The sequence below is a fragment of the Paraburkholderia rhizosphaerae genome (assembly GCF_004366595.1).
Classification (GTDB): Bacteria; Pseudomonadota; Gammaproteobacteria; order Burkholderiales; family Burkholderiaceae; genus Paraburkholderia; species Paraburkholderia rhizosphaerae.
Window position 1 is genome coordinate 306283 of sequence record NZ_SORE01000005.1, and the last position, 17808, is coordinate 324090.

General features: G+C 60.5%; 18 protein-coding genes. 10 read left to right on the forward strand and 8 right to left on the reverse strand.

Going from position 1 to position 17808, the window contains the following annotated elements; all coding sequences use genetic code 11:
- Nucleotides 1-307: 307 nt before the first annotated feature.
- On the reverse strand, nucleotides 308-1216 hold the full coding sequence (locus BX592_RS09035) for a LysR substrate-binding domain-containing protein (protein ID WP_134191311.1): 909 nt from the start codon (nucleotides 1214-1216) through the stop codon (nucleotides 308-310).
- A gap of 99 nt (nucleotides 1217-1315) precedes the next feature.
- Here BX592_RS09035 and BX592_RS09040 point away from each other — a divergent pair, with 99 nt between their 5' ends.
- A complete protein-coding gene (locus BX592_RS09040) occupies nucleotides 1316-2251 on the forward strand; it encodes a DMT family transporter (RefSeq protein ID WP_134191312.1) in 936 nt (311 codons plus the stop codon).
- Between the two features lie 159 nt (nucleotides 2252-2410).
- Here BX592_RS09040 and BX592_RS09045 read toward each other — a convergent pair whose 3' ends face one another.
- The 3 genes from BX592_RS09045 to pdxR all read right to left on the reverse strand — a co-directional run bounded on the left by BX592_RS09045 (nucleotide 2411) and on the right by pdxR (nucleotide 5204).
- Complete coding sequence (locus tag BX592_RS09045) at nucleotides 2411-2980, reverse strand: tyrosine-type recombinase/integrase (RefSeq protein ID WP_134191313.1); 570 nt, start codon at nucleotides 2978-2980, stop codon at nucleotides 2411-2413.
- A 111-nt stretch (nucleotides 2981-3091) separates the two neighbouring features.
- Nucleotides 3092-3406: a hypothetical protein gene (locus tag BX592_RS09050; protein ID WP_243849412.1), complete on the reverse strand. Its 315-nt coding sequence runs from the start codon at nucleotides 3404-3406 to the stop codon at nucleotides 3092-3094.
- 355 nt (nucleotides 3407-3761) lie between these two features.
- On the reverse strand, nucleotides 3762-5204 hold the full coding sequence (gene pdxR, locus BX592_RS09055) for a MocR-like pyridoxine biosynthesis transcription factor PdxR (protein ID WP_134191314.1): 1443 nt from the start codon (nucleotides 5202-5204) through the stop codon (nucleotides 3762-3764).
- A 161-nt stretch (nucleotides 5205-5365) separates the two neighbouring features.
- Between pdxR and BX592_RS09060 the strand changes: the two genes are divergently transcribed.
- Entirely contained in the window at nucleotides 5366-5812 is a 447-nt protein-coding gene (locus BX592_RS09060; RefSeq protein ID WP_062885775.1) for a carboxymuconolactone decarboxylase family protein, read from the forward strand.
- A 484-nt stretch (nucleotides 5813-6296) separates the two neighbouring features.
- On the opposite strand, the gene BX592_RS09065 is transcribed toward BX592_RS09060, so the two are convergent.
- A complete protein-coding gene (locus BX592_RS09065) occupies nucleotides 6297-7391 on the reverse strand; it encodes an extracellular catalytic domain type 1 short-chain-length polyhydroxyalkanoate depolymerase (RefSeq protein WP_134191315.1) in 1095 nt (364 codons plus the stop codon).
- 47 nt (nucleotides 7392-7438) lie between these two features.
- The gene (locus BX592_RS09070; protein WP_134191316.1) at nucleotides 7439-7867 is read right to left on the reverse strand and encodes a CopG family transcriptional regulator; all 429 of its coding nucleotides are present in this window, start codon (nucleotides 7865-7867) and stop codon (nucleotides 7439-7441) included.
- Nucleotides 7868-8352: 485 nt separating this feature from the next.
- Here BX592_RS09070 and BX592_RS09080 point away from each other — a divergent pair, with 485 nt between their 5' ends.
- The 3 genes from BX592_RS09080 (at nucleotide 8353) to BX592_RS09090 (ending at nucleotide 9317) form a co-directional block, all read left to right on the forward strand.
- On the forward strand, nucleotides 8353-8589 hold the full coding sequence (locus tag BX592_RS09080) for a type II toxin-antitoxin system ParD family antitoxin (protein WP_134191317.1): 237 nt from the start codon (nucleotides 8353-8355) through the stop codon (nucleotides 8587-8589).
- Nucleotides 8590-8615: 26 nt separating this feature from the next.
- A complete protein-coding gene (locus tag BX592_RS09085) occupies nucleotides 8616-8924 on the forward strand; it encodes a type II toxin-antitoxin system RelE/ParE family toxin (RefSeq protein ID WP_341803796.1) in 309 nt (102 codons plus the stop codon).
- A 198-nt stretch (nucleotides 8925-9122) separates the two neighbouring features.
- The gene (locus BX592_RS09090) at nucleotides 9123-9317 is read left to right on the forward strand and encodes an SDR family oxidoreductase (protein ID WP_134191319.1); all 195 of its coding nucleotides are present in this window, start codon (nucleotides 9123-9125) and stop codon (nucleotides 9315-9317) included.
- A gap of 289 nt (nucleotides 9318-9606) precedes the next feature.
- On the opposite strand, the gene argC is transcribed toward BX592_RS09090, so the two are convergent.
- Nucleotides 9607-10536, reverse strand: coding sequence for an N-acetyl-gamma-glutamyl-phosphate reductase (argC, locus tag BX592_RS09095; protein ID WP_134191320.1), 930 nt, complete (start codon nucleotides 10534-10536; stop codon nucleotides 9607-9609).
- 124 nt (nucleotides 10537-10660) lie between these two features.
- Between argC and BX592_RS09100 the strand changes: the two genes are divergently transcribed.
- Nucleotides 10661-11545, forward strand: a complete 885-nt coding sequence (locus BX592_RS09100; RefSeq protein ID WP_134191321.1) for a LysR family transcriptional regulator — start codon at nucleotides 10661-10663, stop codon at nucleotides 11543-11545.
- A 50-nt stretch (nucleotides 11546-11595) separates the two neighbouring features.
- Here BX592_RS09100 and BX592_RS09105 read toward each other — a convergent pair whose 3' ends face one another.
- On the reverse strand, nucleotides 11596-12624 hold the full coding sequence (locus BX592_RS09105; protein WP_134191322.1) for an AraC family transcriptional regulator: 1029 nt from the start codon (nucleotides 12622-12624) through the stop codon (nucleotides 11596-11598).
- A gap of 170 nt (nucleotides 12625-12794) precedes the next feature.
- Here BX592_RS09105 and kce point away from each other — a divergent pair, with 170 nt between their 5' ends.
- From kce to BX592_RS09125, 4 genes are all read left to right on the forward strand, one after another.
- Nucleotides 12795-13733: a 3,5-dioxohexanoate:acetyl-CoA acetone transferase gene (gene kce / locus BX592_RS09110; protein ID WP_134191323.1), complete on the forward strand. Its 939-nt coding sequence runs from the start codon at nucleotides 12795-12797 to the stop codon at nucleotides 13731-13733.
- A 21-nt stretch (nucleotides 13734-13754) separates the two neighbouring features.
- Nucleotides 13755-15122, forward strand: coding sequence for an MFS transporter (locus BX592_RS09115; protein WP_134191324.1), 1368 nt, complete (start codon nucleotides 13755-13757; stop codon nucleotides 15120-15122).
- Between the two features lie 66 nt (nucleotides 15123-15188).
- Complete coding sequence (locus BX592_RS09120; protein ID WP_134191325.1) at nucleotides 15189-15980, forward strand: SDR family oxidoreductase; 792 nt, start codon at nucleotides 15189-15191, stop codon at nucleotides 15978-15980.
- Nucleotides 15981-16050: 70 nt separating this feature from the next.
- A complete protein-coding gene (locus tag BX592_RS09125) occupies nucleotides 16051-17772 on the forward strand; it encodes a tannase/feruloyl esterase family alpha/beta hydrolase (RefSeq protein WP_134191403.1) in 1722 nt (573 codons plus the stop codon).
- The last annotated feature ends 36 nt before the right edge of the window (nucleotides 17773-17808 follow it).

Genomic DNA, 17808 nt, shown 5'->3' on the forward strand with positions numbered 1-17808 from the left:
GACGGCGAGCCGGCGAATTCGCCGTGCTGCACTCGCCCGCTCAATCCCTTCGCTATCCGCAGAGGTCTGTCGCATAGCCACGATAAGCGACACCTGTCGCGTCAGCGACGTTTTCCCAGTACGGAGCGAGTGAATTTGTCAGATCCGCTTGCGGTGATTTGCCTCCGGAAATCGCGGAGGGCATGCTTTGATTTGGCCGTCACTCCCCGACGCGGTCGCCCGAAACCGACCCTTTGCTGCCGATCGGGATCGCATTGTCCGGCGTCGGCACTAGCGCCGACAGCAGTCATTTAGGGGATATTCGCGGCTAAAAGCCCACACGCCGCGCACATCCCACGGCGATGCTGTCGGTAAACCACGCCTTGAGCAATTGAACAGCCTGTTTGGTTTCCGCACTGGCGGGATGGACGAGGTAGTATCCGGCGTCTAACGTAAGCGCATTATCGAATGGCTCGATCAGTTCTCCGCGAGCCAGTTCCGCTTCTACCAGCAGGGGGCTGGTGAGCACAACGCCTTGCGCGCGCACTGCAGCGTCGATCGCCATCAACGACTGGTCGAACCGGATACCGGCGATGGTTTCGATCCGCGCACCGTCGAGACCGCTGAATCGCGTCAGCCAAGCTGCCCAATGCGGGTGTAGCGTGTTGTGCAGAAGCGTCGCCGTACGCAAATCGTCGGGGCGCTTCAATCGGCGCTGTTTCGCGTATGCCGGGCTGCAATACGCGCGAGCCACGTCATCGCACAGCAGTTGAACGGATAACCGCGCATCGATCCCGTCGAAATGCCTGATCGCGAGATCCACGCCGTCCAGTTCGAAGTCGACCATTGTCGTCGTCGTGCTCAGGCTCAATGCGATCCCCGGATTTGCTTGCAGAAAATCGGCCATGCGCGGCGCAAACCACTTCGCGGCAAAGCTCGGCGGCATCGACACGCGCACCCCGTTACCGCGGCGCTCACGAAGGCGGTGGCTCGCGTGAACGAGTTGCGCCAGCGCGGGTTGAATCTGCGCGAAGTATGCGCGAGCGTCCTCCGTCGGCGTTACCTGCCGTATCTGTCGCACGAACAGCGCGACGCCGAGCCATTCCTCAAGCTTCTGAATCTGCTGCCCTATCGCACCGGGCGTGACGTTCAGTTCCCGGGATGCAAGAGTAAAGCTGCCGAGACGCATGGCAGCTTCGAATGTAGGCAGGGCTTTCAGGGGGGGAGTCGATCGCATAGCTCAGTTTTTCTATTCCATAGTCGACATTAAATCATTTGTAGAGCATGGTGGTGCGGAACACAATCGGGACTTCATCCGCTTTCCTGGTGCGCTGCCATGAATCCCGCCTATTTCGCCTTCGCCGCCCTCGGGTTCATCTGGGGCACCAACTTCCTGTTCATGAAGTGGGCGAGCGTCGATCTGGCTGCCAGTCAAATCGTCTTCCTGCGCGTGCTTTTCGGCTTCATCCCGCTGCTCGCCGTCGCGCTATTCACTAAGGCACTCAAATGGCGCCATCTTCGGCATGCTCACCACTTCGTGGTGATGTCGCTGCTTGCGACCGTGATTTACTACTACGCGTTCGCGAAAGGGGCCGGGCTGCTGTTCTCGAGCATTGCCGGGATGCTGAGCGGCGCCATTCCGCTTTTTTCGTTCGTGTGCGCATGGGCGCTGCTGCGTGAGGAGCGTCCGAACGCGCGAATGATCGCGGGCATCGTCAGCGGATTCGTCGGTGTACTGCTGATCGCGCGTCCGTGGAATGCGCAGGCGGCTGGCGTCAACCTGCTCGGAGTCGGCTATATGGTCGCCGGCTCACTGAGCGTGGGCTGCTCGTTCGTGTACGCGCGCCGCTTTCTTTCCGGCCTGGACCTCTCGCCGGTCGCGCTGTCGACATGGCAGATCGGATTCGCACTGGTCCAGATCGGCTGCGTCACGGATTTCCACGGCATCATGCGTGTGACGGGCGATGCACGAGCGCTGAGCGGCCTCGTACTGGGACTCGGTCTGACGGGCACCGGGATCGCTTACATCCTCTATTACTTTATCGTCGCACGGCTCGGAGCCGTGGCCGCGTCCAGCGTGACGTACATTCCGCCGGTCGTTGCGTTGCTGATGGGTTCGTGGCTCGCGCAGGAGCCGATTGGCGCAGTCGAACTGTTCGCGATGGGCGCAATCCTCGGTGGTGTATTTCTGCTGCAACGTGGCAGACAACCACGCGCATCCGTGGCGCGCAGCCCGGAGAGGGCGACCGGTCGGGGCCGCCGCGCCGTATGAACGCTTTGATGACATAACGCGCGGACCGCAATTTGGCATCTCGACTGAATTCCACGGGCGAGCGGTCGGCGTACCGGTGCCAAATGCCATATGGCTCGTTCAGGGCGAGTTTTCACACGGCCTCGGCCGGCAAGCGACCGCTCGCCGGCCGCCATGCCATCAAACCTCGGTCTGCTCCGCCATCTCAAGGGCATCGTCGACCTCGATTCCCAGGTAACGAACCGTACTTTCCAGCTTTGTGTGTCCGAGCAGCAACTGCACCGCTCGAAGGTTCTTCGTCCGCCGGTAGATCAGCGAAGCTTTCGTGCGGCGCATCGTGTGGGTACCGTATGCGGTATCGTCGAGGCCAATCGATGCGACCCAGCGGTGTACCAGCCGGGCATATTGCCGGGTCGACAGGTGCGGTGACGTATGAATCCGGCTCGGGAACAGGAAATCCGCCGCCTTCAGTGCCCGGGCTTCGATCCACGCTTCGAGGCTGTCTGTAGCCCTCGACGCTACGTGGCTTCCGTGGCGGACATCCTGGACGCGTAACCGTGTAAGGTCGCACGCCCGCAGCTTGCTATCAATCGCCAGATTGAACATCGCGAGCTCACGAACATTCGACGCCATCTGAAGTCTCGTCCGAATCGCCCGGATTTCCCGAAGCTTTAACGGCGACTTCTGCCCGGTCAGCTTGCCCTTGTTCCACGGCACGCGGTCGGCAACCGCGACATTCTCGGATTTCATGGCAATCTCCTTTCAAGCGAATGGAGATTAAGTGTGCGCCGCGTCGGGTGGTGGCGGCCCGACCCACAACGGTCTGTCAATGCCTCCGATAGCGGACACTCAGGAAGTTGACTAAGTCAACGCCCAATGCCAGTTGCCTGCGTAGTCTCGCTCCACAGTTTCCTGCGACTGGAAAGTGAATGTGAGAATTTCGACGATTTCGTCAGGGCACTCGCGCGCCCGAAACACCGCCCTGAATTCCTTAAGGAGCGCCTCGTTTCCGATAAGCAGGTCGCGCTCCGCATCGGTGTTTGTTTTGATCAGAAACCAAGGCCGGGTTGGTTCAAGATCGAGCGCCGTTACGGCGCAATCTGCTACGTATCTCCGAGCATGCGAGCGCATTTCGGCTTCGGCGTATACCGCTATAAGGCGAAAACCGGCTGTCATCGATATTTGGCTTTGTTGATAAGGGAGGCTGCACCGAAGTATTTCTATCGATGGCCGAATTTGATGTGACGATGACCGTATCGTCAACGAATTGATCACCTCCGTCGAATGACCTCCTGGCCGATTATGTGAGGTCGCCAACGACCGCTTTATGGCACTCCAGTTCGCGACAACCTTGATTCGACTTACTGACCGCTTTGGAGACGGCCGTCTGACCGGAGTGGGTCGGTTTGGTGCGTTCCCCGTCGGGCCCGGATTCGCCGAAGGTGGAATGCGTAAAGTCGACCCGAAGTGGACCGCAGATATGCTGAGACGGATGACCGCAAAGCTCTCAATACCGGTCCCTCCAAGCCGATCAAAAGAAACGATGGCTTGCATCGACGCCTCGATGTTGCGATATGCGTGCTGAAACAATATCTTCGAGCGCATCACACGCCGCACGGATGTTGTCGGGCCGAAGATTCGTTACGCTCAAAAGTAGGCCGTTCCTCGCGAGCTCTGTCCGCAGGTACCACGTAGACAGCGCTGACGGTGCAAGATTTTGCTTGCGCGCGGAATGAACGATTTCCAGGTCATCGACGCCATCAGGCAACTTGACAATCAACCCCAATCCCGATTCCACGACCTCCGTGAATCGCTTTCTGAGCAGTTCAACAGCGAGATGGCGGCGCTCAGCGTAGACCTTCTTCATGTGTCGGAGGTGGCGCATGAAGTGTCCATCTGCGAGAAACTCCGTTAGTGCCAGCTGTGTCGTCCTATTCGGAGCAGGTGCCATTACTGAAACTGTTTCGACAACGCGTTCGGCCAGTGCGCGCGGCGCGACGACGAAGCCGAGGCCCAGCGCGGGGCTGATTGTCTTGCTGAATGCGCCGATGTGGATCACGCGTTGCGCGCCATCACCCGCAGCCAGGGCGGGCGCCGCCCGTCCGACCAACTGTAGTTCGCCCAGGTAGTCATCTTCGATGATCCAGACATCCTTTGCTTCAGCCCATTCGAGCAGAGTACGTCTTCTCATCGGCGAGAGGGCGACGCCCAGCGGCGCATGTTGGCCCGGCGTGACCAGCGCTAACGCGGCATGCGGAGCACGAGCGATGCCTTCCTCGACACGTAATCCCTCGACATCTACGGAGATGGGGGCAACCGTAAGCCCCGCCAGCTCCAGAGCTTTCCTTCCGATCGGATAGCCTGGTTCTTCGATCCACGCGGTGCGACCGTGAGCTCTGAGCGCGATCAGTGTAAGCATCAGTCCGTGACGGTATCCACTGGTCACAATAACTTGATCGGGATGGCATTGAATCTGTCGGCTGATGGCCAAGTGACTGGCAATCTGTGCGCGCAAGTCGCGCTCGCCGCGAGGGTCGGCGTAGGTCGTGTATCCGGTCGCGTCCGCACGGACAGCCCGCGCTCGCATTCGAACCCAGACCTTGGCGGGGAATGCATCGTGAGCCGGTACGCCCATCTGGAACGGTAGTGGCGCGCTCGAATACGGTCGTGTAAAAGCATCCAGTGGCCCATCGAGCGGAATCTCGGTCGCGGTTGGCGCTGGAGGAAGTTGCGCGCAGACGCGTGTGCCGGCGGAGCCTGCGCCGACCACTAGCTTCTCGGAAGCCAGCCGCTCGTAGGCCACCAGAATCGTTCCGCGCGCGACGCCGAGCTGCGCAGCGAGATCCCTTCCGGAGGGTAACCGTCTTCCGGGTTGAAGACGGCCGTCGACAATCGCTTGCCTAAGGCTCGCGTAGATCTGCTCGCCAACGGGCGCCGCCGCAGTACGGTCTATCTCGATCGCAAGCGTGGGCATAGTCTTTGGCTCAGTCATTTCGCCAATTCTTGGGCCTGTTGTCCGTAATCTCGGGCTAGTAACGTCGCGTTATGTCATGAGTCATGCGCGAAGGGGAAGTAACCAACCCGCGACCGTGACGCAAGAGACGTTATTTTATGGCCAAACGGCAAAGGACGAAGATGACACGCTTGAACTGGAGCGAGATCGCACCGGACGGCGCAAAAGCGCTTTTCGGTGTCCATCACTATGTGACCAAAAGCACCAACCTGCCCGAGGAACTCATTCATCTCGTGTTCCTCCGTGTTTCACAGATTAACGGATGTGCCCATTGCATCGATATGCACAGTCGCGATCTTAGAAAGACCATGTCCATCGACAAGGTGACACTGGTGCCCGTGTGGGACGAAGTCCCGCACCTGTTTTCCGCTCAGGAGCGCGCCGCCTTGGCTTGGGCCGAAGAGGTGACTCTCGTCAGCGAAACGCATGCTTCAGATGAAGCCTATGCGGCGGCCTCGGCGGCGTTCTCTCCGAAGGAACTTGTCGACCTCACGATAACGATTGCCGCGATGAACGCCTTCAACCGTCTCGGCGCCCCATTCCGACTCCCGGTCGCCGCCAGGACGTGAGTTCACAGAGGCATCGGGCGCCGACGCTATCCAACTAAATCCGCGCTGTGTCGTCAAGCCAATGGATACGGTTAATTGCCGCAGCGGCTGCTGAAAATACATCAGCCAGTTGCGACCTCATGTAGAAGGGGCGGGGCAGATACCGGAGGTCATGTGCACCTGCCGTTTCTAGGCTAAGGCTCGGTCCATAGCGTCCGAGTCAATCGAATCTGACCGGCGGTCATCCGCCAGGAAATGGTCACTCTCCTTGCGTCTTGTGCGGCCGCTTCTGGCCGCGTGGAGGCAATGCCACCTGCGATTTGCTAACCGAAGACCGGCCATTGAGCGAGGGCGGACGAGGCCTCGGTCAGCCAAACTGGACGACGACCTCGACCGGCCGCTCATGGCCGACCGTAGACTCCATGCTCCGCGCGCTGCCGGGCATGACGACATCCGTAAGATGAGCTCGGATAATGGCGCCGCCACGACATCGCTCTGGCATGCACTATGGTTGCGGGTGTTCAAGAAAAAAACGCAGCATCTCAGCACTCGCGTCCGGCCCGCTTGCGTCCGTATAACTCCCGCGCGAGCTGCCGCCTGCCCATGCGTGCGGCGCGCCATGAATGGTCCATAGCTCGGCGTCGACGCCGCCGCAGGAAACCAGCCGGTCTACCGTGCAGTCACGTCGGCCCGCCCCGCGACGACACTCTTTGTCGACGCCCTCGTGTTGTTTTTCGAAACCACGCACGATTCGGGCGGCATTCGACAGGTGAACCGTGGCATCGGCATCACCATGAAAAACGATCATCGGCCGTTGCGGCGCAAACGAATCGCATTGCGTGCGTCGCGCCTCTGCGGGATGTGTGCCGCCTTTCATCGCGGCGAGCGCAGAGGGCAAGTTATGCGCACAACGCGCAGCGAGACCGGAATGTACGCCGGCCGCAGCGTACAGTTCGGGATACTCGCTAATCATGATTGCCGCCATTGCGCCGCCCGCGGACAGGCCCGCGACGTACACCCGCGTAGGGTCGACATCGTGCGTGGCAATGATTTCGCGCGTGATTCCAGCGATCAGGGACGGCTCGCCGCGTTCGCGCGACTGATCACCCGGCCTGAACCAGTTCCAGCACTTTGACGGGTTGGCCTGCTTTGGCTGCACCGGATACGCGACAAGAAACCGGTGACGCTCGGCGAGCGCATTCATCCGGGTACCGGCTGCGAAGTCATCAGCGTCCTGGGTACAGCCATGCAGCATTACAACGAGCGGCATCGGTGTGCTCGCGGTCCCTGCGGGCACATAGAGCCGATATTCCCGACGGCCAGCAGCATTCGAATACGCGTGCGTGCTGAAATGCCCGCGATCTTCGACATCTGTGCGTACCCGTTCCGTCGCACACGGAGGGACGTCGTACCTATTCGTCCGGTAACGCGGGGCGTCCACGGGACTGGATACCGTTACATCCGACATGCCATTCGTCGGCCGCGTGCCTTCGCCACGCAACGCGCGTTGTATTGCCGCCGTCGCCTCGGCGGGGCCGCGCGTACGCAACAAGACCATCGCTTCGTGCATCGAGTTCAGGAATTCTTCATTCAGTTTCATGGTGTGGTCCCGTGAGCGGAGTAGATGCCAGGTTGGGTGGCGTGCGGCTACCGGATACGGTCGGCGAGCGCCGTTTTGACGGCGGGCGTCGCGTGAAATGCCCCCAGCACCGCGACACTTCCGATCGTTGCGCGCGCAAGTTCCGGTGAGACGTCAGCCGCAATGCTGGCCAGTCCGAGCACCTGGATGTCGAGGCGCTCGCGCGCCGTGCGGACTGCCTCAAGGTCCTGTCTGGAAAAATGCTGCATGCCGAGCACGAGCGCGCGGCGTGTGACCGTCTCCTGAAGGACCTGAGCGTGTAGCGCGAGCTGATTGCGGATGGCCGTCCGGATCAGGTCGGTACGGTTCGAATAGAAGCCTTCTTCAACGAGAAGATCGATCTGACCAAGGTCGATCGGGACAAGATTGATCGTGATTTTTTGGGACTCTCCGCCTTTGGCGCGAGGAGTCTCGGGGGGAGCCGCCGCTTTTTTCATAATCCATCCGTACGCCATCCATGTGGATGGTTATAGGATGGTTTTAGCTGCGTTGCAACATACTTTCGCTACGTGAGCGAAATCTCGTCCGATATCAGAAACCGACGCCGATGCCGACAACGCCGCCGACGCTGCGCCGTTGAAACTGCTGCCGCCGACACCGATCCCTATGCTTGTGCCCGGCGTGTAGTAGCCTGGACCGTAGCCGTATGCCGGGTCGCCGTAGCCATAAGGTTGGGCCGCAACACAGCCTGTCACCGCGACCGCGAAGGTCAATATTCCGATCAGCCTGCTCTTGAGAGATGGGCTTCGCCGCAAAAGTGTCAGGCCTTCTTACGTCGACGCCGGTGAAAAATCCGCGGTGTGGCAAAGGCAACGACGAGCATTGGCGCGACGTAGGCGTCCACAGCCCGTCCTCGGTGCAACATCACCGAGTCACGCAGGCGCCTTGGCAAATTTTGCCAAAACGTGATAGAGTAGTTTGCATGAGCACAATGAACATCTCTCTCCCCGATTCGCTGAAGGAATACGTCGACGAGCAGGTCGGTGAGTGCGGGTACGGCACGAGCAGCGAGTATGTCCGCGAACTGATCCGTAAAGACCAGGATCGCAAGCGTCTGCGTGCGATGATTCTGCAGGGCGCGACGTCCGGCCTCGCGGCTCCGGTCGACGAGAAATACTTCGAAGCGTTGCGTGCACGCGTGCGTACTTCGCGTAAATGAGCAGCAAGGCAGTCGTACCGACGAGGATGGCCGAGCAGGACGTAGAGAACGAGGTCACCCATTACCTCATAGACGAGGCTTCGGAACAGGCTGCGCTCGGCTTCATTGCGGAGATCGAGAAAGCGTACAAACGCCTGGCGAAGCACCCTCACGTCGGGTCGCCACGCTATGCCTATGAGTTGGAAATACCAGGCCTGCGGTCCTGGCCGCTTGAGCGCTATCCTCATCTGATCTTCTACATTGAGCGCGAGTCCCACATCGAAATCTGGCGCGTGCTCAACGGCAAGCGTGATATTCCGGCATGGCTGTCGAGTGACGATGACGAACTGCATTGACGTGAACGCCACGCGAGCATTGCCTGTCGGTCGTACATAGCTCGCGAGTTGCAAGTGTGGACGATACGGTCGATCCGGGACAGCACGGTGGTTTGGATGACAGGTGTCACGCCGTAGCTCAGACTTCCTCGAATGAGCGAAGGCGTTCGTCACGGTCATCCGTTGTTATGCCGACGCCGGTGAAAAATCCTCAGGCCGATGAAGGCAGCGACTAGCAAGCCACCAGTTGCGAATGGGACGTGGCTTGCAAAGGACAAACGCATTCCGCTAGGCCGGCTTGGAGCAGCCGATGAAGCGGCAGCAGCAATCGTCTTTCTGTCGTCTCCACGCGCCGGCTTCGTCACAGGCGCAACGCTCGAAGTCGCCGGCGGCGTCTCAAGTTACGCCTGGTGAGGACATCAGTGATCCATTTCGAAAGGAAGGCCATGAGTCGTTTGTTTAGATTGATCTCGAGCTGGAAACCCGTGGGCTCTCACGGACGACTACACAGCGCGCGTCGCTGGATCTTGTGTGAAAGCGCTGACGCCGAAGTGGAGCAAGCGGTTGGGTGCGTTTGACACTTTCGTGTGGGATGAATGCTACGCGATGGAGCAAAGCCTGCGCGTGGATTAACAAGCTGTCTCGTCTTTGGCGACAACTGCTGGAATGTACGTGTGGCCGAACGCTAGCTCAAGCTGTCGGCCTATTGCCGCGTGAGCATCAGGTTCAGGTTCTGAACCGCGGCACCGGATGCACCTTTGCCAAGATTGTCGAACACCGCGGACAGCAGGACTTGCCCGTGTTCGACGTTGTGAAATACGCTTAAGCGCATGTCGTTCGTACCGTTCAGCGCTTGCGGATCCAGGTGCGTCAAGCCGCCCGCTTCATGCGGCGACAAGACACGCACGTGGGCTGCGTGCGCATAGTGATGTGCGAGGCACGCGTGTAACGTGGCGCCGTCCACGTCGGGTGCGAGCAGCCGCAACTCCAGCGGCACTGTCAGCACAATGCCTTGACGAAATGCCCCATACGCGGGGACGAAGACGGGCCGCTGTGCGAGTCCGGCGTGCGTCTGGATTTCCGGGGCGTGCTTGTGCGCGAGTTCCAGGCCATAAACCTGAAATGAAGGCGCGTGGACCGCACGCTGCCCTTCGTGCTCCTCCACGCCGGCGCGACCGCGTCCGGAGTAGCCGGACACCGCATGAATGCTGATGGGGTAGTTATCTGGTAGCAGTCCAGCCTGCAACAGGGGCCGCAGCAAGCCAATTGCTCCCGTTGGATAGCAGCCGGGATTGGTGACCCGACGGGCACCCGCGATGCGTTCAGCTTGTCCCTGCGTCATTTCCGGAAAGCCGTATGTCCAGCCCGGCTGTGTGCGGTGGGCCGAACTTGCGTCGATGACTCTGACGGCAGGATTAACGATCGCGTCCACGGCCTCGCGTGCGGCGGCGTCAGGCAAACAGAGAATCGCGATGTCGCAGGCGTTGATGGCTTCCGCGCGACGGTGCGCATCTTTGCGTTCCGCGGCGGCAAGGGTGAACAGCGTGATGTCGGTCCGATTGCGCAGCCGTTCGTGGATTTGCAGTCCGGTGGTGCCTTGGTCGCCATCGATAAAAACAATGGGAGCGCTCATACGCGGAATACTCCGAGTGGTTGTAACGGGCAAAACGAGCGCCCATATTCGCTGAACCGATAGAATAGGGAAAGTTGAATTTCATAACCTGAACATTCAGTTTTTCTGAATCAGAACAATCGACATGCGAGAAATCAGCCTGGACCGCTTGCGCACGCTGATCGCGATTACCGAGCGTGGGTCGTTTGCCGATGCAGCGCGCGCGTTGAATCTCGCGCCTCCGACGGTCAGCCTCCATATCGCCGAACTGGAAGAACGCATCGGGGCGCCACTGCTGTCACGCAAGCGAGGTCAGGTAAGGCCGTCGGCGATAGGCGAGGTGCTTGTGGAGCGCGCGCGTCGATTGCTGGCCGATGCGGAGCAGGCGTTAGACGATATTCAGCGCCAGGTGCAAGGGCTCGAAGGGCGCGTGCGGCTCGGTGCGTCGACCGGCGTGATCGCATACTTGTTGCCGCAAGCGCTCGAGGTGCTGCGCCAGCGCAATCCCGCAATCGATATTCAGCTTGCGGTGCTCACGTCGCATGAAACGCTGTCCCGATTGGCGGAAGGGACGCTGGATGTCGGGCTGGTCGCGCTGCCGCAGCCGCCCGTCGCTGGGCTCGTGATAAAGCCTTGGCGCCGCGATCCCGTGATGGCCTTCATGCCCGCGCATTGGCGGTGCCCCGCCCGCGTAACGCCTGCATGGCTCGCCGCTCAGCCGCTCATTCTGAATGACGCGACGACGCGTCTGTCGCGCCTGACGGCAGAGTGGTTTGCCGCCGCGGGGCATCATCCTGCGCCGCGCATTCAGCTCAACTACAACGACGCGATCAAGAGCCTGGTAGCGGCAGGTTACGGCGCGACGCTTTTGCCGCATGAGGCCACCACGCCACTACCCGACACGCGCATCGTCATGCGTCCGCTACGCCCGGCGCTGTGGCGTCGACTAGGCATTGCGCACCGTGCGGGGCATGTTGAGCGTGCCACTCAACACGTACTCGATGTCTTGTGGGATCTGCGATTAGCGTAGGCGTTGCCCGTGGCCGTTTGGGTCCGCGCTCGCTGCACAGTACGTATGTATCATTTGTGCCGGATTCCGCCCGGCCCCTTTCCTGTCCATCGTTTCAGCGCTCTGCGGAAATTCGCCGCGTCGCTAAAGCCCACTAGCATAGCGACATCTTCGATGCTCATTTTCGTCGTCTTCAGGTATTCGGTTGCCAACGAGCAGCGCACATCGTCGACGATAGCCAGATAAGACGTGCCTTCCGCGTCGAGCCGCCGGCGTAGCGTTCTGCTGGTCATCTTCAGGACGGCGGCCACGGTTTCCATGTCCGGAAACTCGCCGGGTTTGCGCATCAACTCCTGATAAACCTCGCCCGACACACCGAACGATGTTTTGGCTTGCCCGATCAGGCGGTCGCATGTTTCCTGAAGCAGTGCCGCCGAGTGTCGGTGCGCGAGCTGCGGGCTGAATTCGAGTATCGCGCTGTCATAGATCAGCTCGCTCTGTTGCGCGTCGAATTCACACGGGCAGCCGAGATACTCCGGATAAATGCTCGCGTGAGGTGGCGCTGGATACGAGAAGCGTGCCTTCACAGGTGGGCAGCTTCTTCCTGCAACGTCTTGCAGGTGGGTGACGTGCTGCGTGTATTGCTGCTCGAGCAAAAACTGCTGTACGTCGCGGGGCAGGTTCGACGCGAACGCATCCGGAAACGTCCAGACGGAGCGGTCCGGATACTCGGTCCATTCGATCGTCAGCGTCGGCGTTGCGAGACGATGATATTTCACGCCAAGCCTGAAGTAGTCGCGCAGCGAGAGGCACGACATCAGCGCGTACCCATACATACCGTACGCAGCCAGGTGGAGGCGCGAACCGGTTCTGAAAGGCGTGGCGGGACTCAAGGAGAGATTGACGGCATTGCGGCAGACAGCGGCGTATTGACGTACCGACGTCAGGCACGCGGCATCGTAGATCTGGCTGGGCGCAACGCCACTTCCCTGCAGGCTCTCCTCCGCGCTAATGCCTTGTTCCGCGAGGACTTCAACCAGTGCCGCGATTTTATACGGCGCGTAAATGCGCTCGTTAAGTAGCGGAAGTTTCGAAGACAACTTGCCTCCTCACGATGTCCTCCAGGGACACCACTCTGTCCGGAATAGACCTTACCGGGCAAATCGTATCTAACTATCATCGGTACAACAAGATGCGGGCCGTGTGCCGAACAGCAGCCCGCAAAACATATCGGAGACAGACATGGACGCTTTCACAGCGCGCTCAAAAAATGACCGACACAAATCGTAAGGTCATCATCACGTGTGCGGTAACCGGATCCGCGCATGTCCCGTCGATGTCGGAGTATCTGCCGTTCAATCCCGCGGACATCGAAGCGCAGGCGATTGAAGCGGCGCAGGCCGGCGCGGCAATCCTGCATCTGCATGCACGCGATCCCGACGATGGTCGGCCGACGCCCTCTCCGGAAGTGTTCAGGCAGTTCGTGCCGGCAATCGCAGCGCAGACCGACGCGGTCATCAATATCTCGACCGGCGGCAGTACGCGCATGACGCTTGAAGAACGACTGGCCTATGCGCGCATCGCGAAGCCCGAGATGTGCTCGCTCAACATGGGCTCGATGAATTTTTCGTTGCACCCCATCGCGGCCAGGATGCCGTCGTGGCGATTCGATTGGGAGAAGGCATACGTCGAAGGCATGGAGGACATGATCTTCCGCAACACCTTTCGCGACATCAAAAACATCCTGACTGAGTTCCGCGACTACGGCACTCGCTTCGAGTTCGAGTGCTACGACGTCGGGCACCTCTACAACCTCGCGTATTTCGTCGACATCGGACTGGTCAAGCCGCCGTTCTTTATCCAATCGGTGGTCGGCATTCTCGGCGGAATAGGCGCGGACCCGGAGAATCTCAATGTGATGCGCGCGACGGCCGACCGTCTGTTTGGCCGCGATCGCTATCAGTTCTCCGTGCTCGGCGCCGGTCGCCATCAGATGTCACTCGTGACGATGGGCGCGATCATGGGCGGCAACGTGCGCGTCGGACTGGAAGATAGCGTCTACCTGTCGAAGGGCGTCAAAGCGAAGACGAACGCCGAACAGGTCCGCAAGATTCGCCGGATTCTTGACGAGCTGTCGTTCGAGATCGCGACGCCCGCGGACGCTCGCGACATGCTCGGGCTGAAGGGGCGCGACAACGTTTCGTTGTGAGCGAGAACATCCGGAGAGTTTATGAATGCCACTACCGTTGATGAAGGCATGGGCGTCATTCATCGACTTGCCACGCGCAAGGCGATGGTCAGGCTTATCCCATTGATGTGCGCGATCTATTTCCTGTCGTTTATCGACCGCACGAATGTCGCGCTTGCCAAGACCGCTCTGGCCGCGGACCTGGGTATCAGTGCCGCTGCGTATGGGCTCGGGGCGGGTATTTTCTTTATCGGCTACGCGCTTCTCGAAGTGCCCAGCAATCTTGCAACGCATCGCGTCGGACCACGCAGATGGATCGCACGCATTGCGGTGAGCTGGGGGGTGTTGTCGACGGCGATGATGTTCGTGCAAGGGGAGTGGTCCTTCTACATCCTTCGCGTTCTCCTCGGGGTCGCCGAGGCGGGGCTCTTCCCGGCGCTGATGTACATGGTGACCCTATGGTTCGCGCCGAAAGATCGTGCTGTCGCTGTCGGCTGGATTTATACCGCGCCGTCTGTCGCACTGATCATCGGCAATCCGCTTGGCGCGGCACTGATGCAACTGGGTGGCGTTGGGGGCCTGCACGGATGGCAATGGATGTTTCTGCTGGAGGGTGTGCCGACCATCGTCGCGGGCATTGTTATTTACTTCAAGCTTCCCGACCGGCCGACTTCCGTCAGATGGCTAACGGCGCAGGAAGCGCAAGCCCTCGAAACGCACGCAGTCGTCAATGTCCACGGTCACGCGGAACGCTTCTCGACAGACTGGCTCGCTGCGATCAAGCGGCGCACCACCATCCTTATCAGCCTGATTTACTTCCTGAATCAGGTGGCATTCGTTGGCCTGTACTTCTTCACGCCGGCCATCGTTGGCCAGATGCATGTGACGTCGCCACTGCTCGTCGGGCTGCTGTCGAGCAGCGTCGGGTTTGGCTTCCTGGTCGGTGTGCTTGCGCTTCCGCGCATTCATCGTCGCGTGAGCAACGACTGCGCATTTCTTGGCAGCCTGACCGCGGGTCTGGTAGTCAGCGGTTGCGCGTTCATCGCGACGGGAAACCAGACGGTTCAAATCATTCTTCTCGGCGCGACCGGCTTCTTCGCGGGCGGCATATTGCCGTCGTACTGGGCCGTTGCGATGAAGCGCCTCCAGGGTGTCCAGGCCGCTGCCGGTCTCGCCTTCATCAACACGGTCGGATTGTTGGGCGGCTTTGCAGGTCCTTATCTCTTCGGGCTGACAGAGACGCTAAGCAAAAGAAGCGACTCGGGCTTTAACGTGATTGTCGCGGCGTCGGTCATCGGCTTGTGTCTCGTGCCGCTTCTCGCGAGGGCTATTCGCGCTGAAGAGCGGCCCGGCGCCGGACATGGCGCCGCAGCGCATCTGAAAACGTCGAAGGCCGATTCGCCGGGCTGATCCGTGCAGTACGTTCGGGTTGGACTTCCACGGGATTTCTGGCCGATTACCTGATCACGAAACGATATGAATATTCTTGAACGCCTGAAGCCGCGACCAGGGCTGCGCGTATTGGTGTCGGGTGCGGCGTCCGGTATCGGAGCCGCGATTGCAGAGGCGTTTCTCGAGGCGGACGCGAACGTCTATATCTGCGACGTCGACCCGTCAGCCATCGCGCGTGCGAAAGAGAAGAACCCGAAACTTCACGCCGGCGTTGCCGACGTGGGTAACCGCCAACAGGTCGACGACGTTATCGAAGACGCCCGCACAAGGCTTGGCGGACTCGATGTCCTCGTCAACAACGCCGGCATCGCCGGGCCCACGGGCGAAGTTGAAGCAATCAACCCCGATGAGTGGGACCGTACCATCTCGACGAACCTCAACAGCCAATACTACTTTCTGCGCAGGGCTGTTCCGATACAGAAGGAAACGTCGGATTGCGCCAGCATCGTTGCGATGTCGTCAGTCGCCGGTCGCCTCGGCTACGCGTTTCGCACGCCGTATGCCGCCACCAAGTGGGCGATTGTCGGGCTTGTGAAGTCGCTTGCGATCGAACTCGGACCCGCCAACATTCGCGTCAACGCGATCCTGCCCGGCGTCGTGCAGGGGGAGCGTATGGACCGCGTGATTGCCGCGCGCGCCGCATCGACAGGTGTCACCTTCGACGCGATGAAGGACGAATACCTTCGCAAGATTTCGCTGCGCCGGATGGTCACCGTCGACGATATCGCGGACATGACTCTGTTCCTTGCATCGCCGGCGGGTCAGCACATCTCAGGACAGGCCATTAGCGTCGACGGCAACGTCGAACACCTCTAGAAGGGCGTCGTGTCCTGGCATCTCGTCGAAAAGCCGGTGGAATTCCGCTAAAACGAACAACGGAGACATCATGACAGTGATACATCGCGGTCGTCGGAAGGTCGCGCGCGTGGCCTGCCTCGCGATCGTTTTGATCCTCGCGGGTTGCGGCGGCAGGGATGGCGACGGCGCTGCTTCACCGGCGGTGGCAGGCGTCGCCTGTGAACAGCTCGCGGGCATGGCAGTGCCCGCTTCGACGATCGGGTTGCCCACGTCCGGAGCGACGGTCACCGCGGCGAAAACTGTCGCTGCCAGCGGAGCAGGCGCTGCTCAATTGCCTGAATACTGCGCGGTGACGGGGCAGATTGCCCCCGTCGATCCGTCGGCGCCGGCTATCAAGTTCGAGGTTGCGCTGCCTGCGCAATGGAACCGGAAGGTCGTGATGTTCGGTGGCGGTGGCTTCGATGGAAGCATCCCTGATGTGACAGGGAACGTGCCGAACGGTCCGGTCGACAAACTCACGCCGCTTGGTCGCGGCTACGCGACGTTCGCGAGCGACTCGGGCCATCAGGCTAATGCACTGGGGTCGCAGGACGGGCGCTTCGGATTGAATGACGAAGCGTTGGCGAATTTTGGCGGCGATGCGCTGAAGAAGACGCACGACGCGGCGCTCGCGATCATCAAGGCGCGCTACGCAAGTACGCCGGGCAAGGCCTATTTTGCCGGGGGATCGACGGGCGGCCGCGAAGCGCTTGCCGCGATTCAGCGCTGGCCGTCGGACTGGGACGGCGCCATCGCGTGGTATCCGGCCTGGGACGATGCGGCAGCGTTGCTCGGCGGTCACCGCATGAGCCGGGCGCTCGCGCAGCCGGGAGCTTATCTTTCCGTGGGCAAGCGAGCATCGCTGTACGACGCTGCGATGGAAGCCTGCGACGCGCTCGATGGTGTTGCTGACGGTTTGATCAGCAACCAGCAACAATGCAATGCGCAGTTCGATCCGGCAACGGCCGTCCTGAATGGCGCTCCGCTGCGCTGCGCCAACGGTGCGGACACCGGCGACAATTGTTTGTCCGATGCCCAAATCGGGGCGTTGGAAACGATCAATACGCCCACCAACTTCCGCTTTTCCCTCGCGAGCGGCGAGACGCAATATCCTGGCTACAACGTTTGGGGCGCGGATCTAGGTATCTCGACGCGCACTTCACCGGTGGAGCCGGTCGTCACGTTCCTCGCACTCGGTAGCTCACAGCCGGCTCAGACCATGCCAGCGACGGCGCCCTACATCAGCGTGCTGACCGACCAGTGGCTCAAGTATTCGGTCGCGCGCGACGCCAACTTCGATTCGCTGTCGCTCGACCCGGAGCAACCGGGTGTTTGGGCCGACCGCATCAGTGCGCTTAGTTCGCAACTCGATACGCGCACGGACATCTCTGCTTTCAAGGCGCGTGGCGGGAAGCTGCTGCTGGTACATGGATTGGTCGACGTGCTGGTGAGCACTCGCGCGACAGAGCAGTATTACCAACGGCTTCAAGCGCAGATGGGCGTCGATCAGGTCAACACGTTCGTGCGCTACTACGAGATCCCCGGCATGGGTCATGCGTCGAGCAGTGTCTTCAATGCCACCTGGGATTCGCTGACGGCCCTCGAGCAATGGGCGGAAGCGGGAGTGGCGCCCGTCGGACAGGTGACCACCGACACGGCCGGCGTGCCTGGCCGCACTCGACCGTTATGCGACTATCCGGAATGGCCTCAATACAAGGGCGGCGACGTCAATTCAGCAGCTTCGTTCCAGTGTGTGGAGCCAGCCCACTAGTGATAAAACCTTCGGGTTTTCCGAAGGAAATCGGGT

What these genes read in the sequence shown, in the direction of transcription:
- pdxR (WP_134191314.1), bottom strand. Translation starts at nt 5,204, where the DNA reads ATGCCCACGCTTGCGATCGAGATAGACCGTACTGCGGCGGCGCCCGTT.
- argC (WP_134191320.1), bottom strand. Translation starts at nt 10,536, where the DNA reads ATGAGCGCTCCCATTGTTTTTATCGATGGCGACCAAGGCACCACCGGA.
- BX592_RS09090 (WP_134191319.1), top strand. Translation starts at nt 9,123, where the DNA reads ATGAAGGCAGCGACTAGCAAGCCACCAGTTGCGAATGGGACGTGGCTT.
- BX592_RS09035 (WP_134191311.1), bottom strand. Translation starts at nt 1,216, where the DNA reads ATGCGATCGACTCCCCCCCTGAAAGCCCTGCCTACATTCGAAGCTGCC.
- kce (WP_134191323.1), top strand. Translation starts at nt 12,795, where the DNA reads ATGACCGACACAAATCGTAAGGTCATCATCACGTGTGCGGTAACCGGA.
- BX592_RS09040 (WP_134191312.1), top strand. Translation starts at nt 1,316, where the DNA reads ATGAATCCCGCCTATTTCGCCTTCGCCGCCCTCGGGTTCATCTGGGGC.
- BX592_RS09050 (WP_243849412.1), bottom strand. Translation starts at nt 3,406, where the DNA reads ATGACAGCCGGTTTTCGCCTTATAGCGGTATACGCCGAAGCCGAAATG.
- BX592_RS09080 (WP_134191317.1), top strand. Translation starts at nt 8,353, where the DNA reads ATGAGCACAATGAACATCTCTCTCCCCGATTCGCTGAAGGAATACGTC.
- BX592_RS09120 (WP_134191325.1), top strand. Translation starts at nt 15,189, where the DNA reads ATGAATATTCTTGAACGCCTGAAGCCGCGACCAGGGCTGCGCGTATTG.
- BX592_RS09125 (WP_134191403.1), top strand. Translation starts at nt 16,051, where the DNA reads ATGACAGTGATACATCGCGGTCGTCGGAAGGTCGCGCGCGTGGCCTGC.
- BX592_RS09045 (WP_134191313.1), bottom strand. Translation starts at nt 2,980, where the DNA reads ATGAAATCCGAGAATGTCGCGGTTGCCGACCGCGTGCCGTGGAACAAG.
- BX592_RS09085 (WP_341803796.1), top strand. Translation starts at nt 8,616, where the DNA reads ATGGCCGAGCAGGACGTAGAGAACGAGGTCACCCATTACCTCATAGAC.
- BX592_RS09065 (WP_134191315.1), bottom strand. Translation starts at nt 7,391, where the DNA reads ATGAAACTGAATGAAGAATTCCTGAACTCGATGCACGAAGCGATGGTC.
- BX592_RS09060 (WP_062885775.1), top strand. Translation starts at nt 5,366, where the DNA reads ATGACACGCTTGAACTGGAGCGAGATCGCACCGGACGGCGCAAAAGCG.
- BX592_RS09070 (WP_134191316.1), bottom strand. Translation starts at nt 7,867, where the DNA reads ATGAAAAAAGCGGCGGCTCCCCCCGAGACTCCTCGCGCCAAAGGCGGA.
- BX592_RS09115 (WP_134191324.1), top strand. Translation starts at nt 13,755, where the DNA reads ATGAATGCCACTACCGTTGATGAAGGCATGGGCGTCATTCATCGACTT.
- BX592_RS09100 (WP_134191321.1), top strand. Translation starts at nt 10,661, where the DNA reads ATGCGAGAAATCAGCCTGGACCGCTTGCGCACGCTGATCGCGATTACC.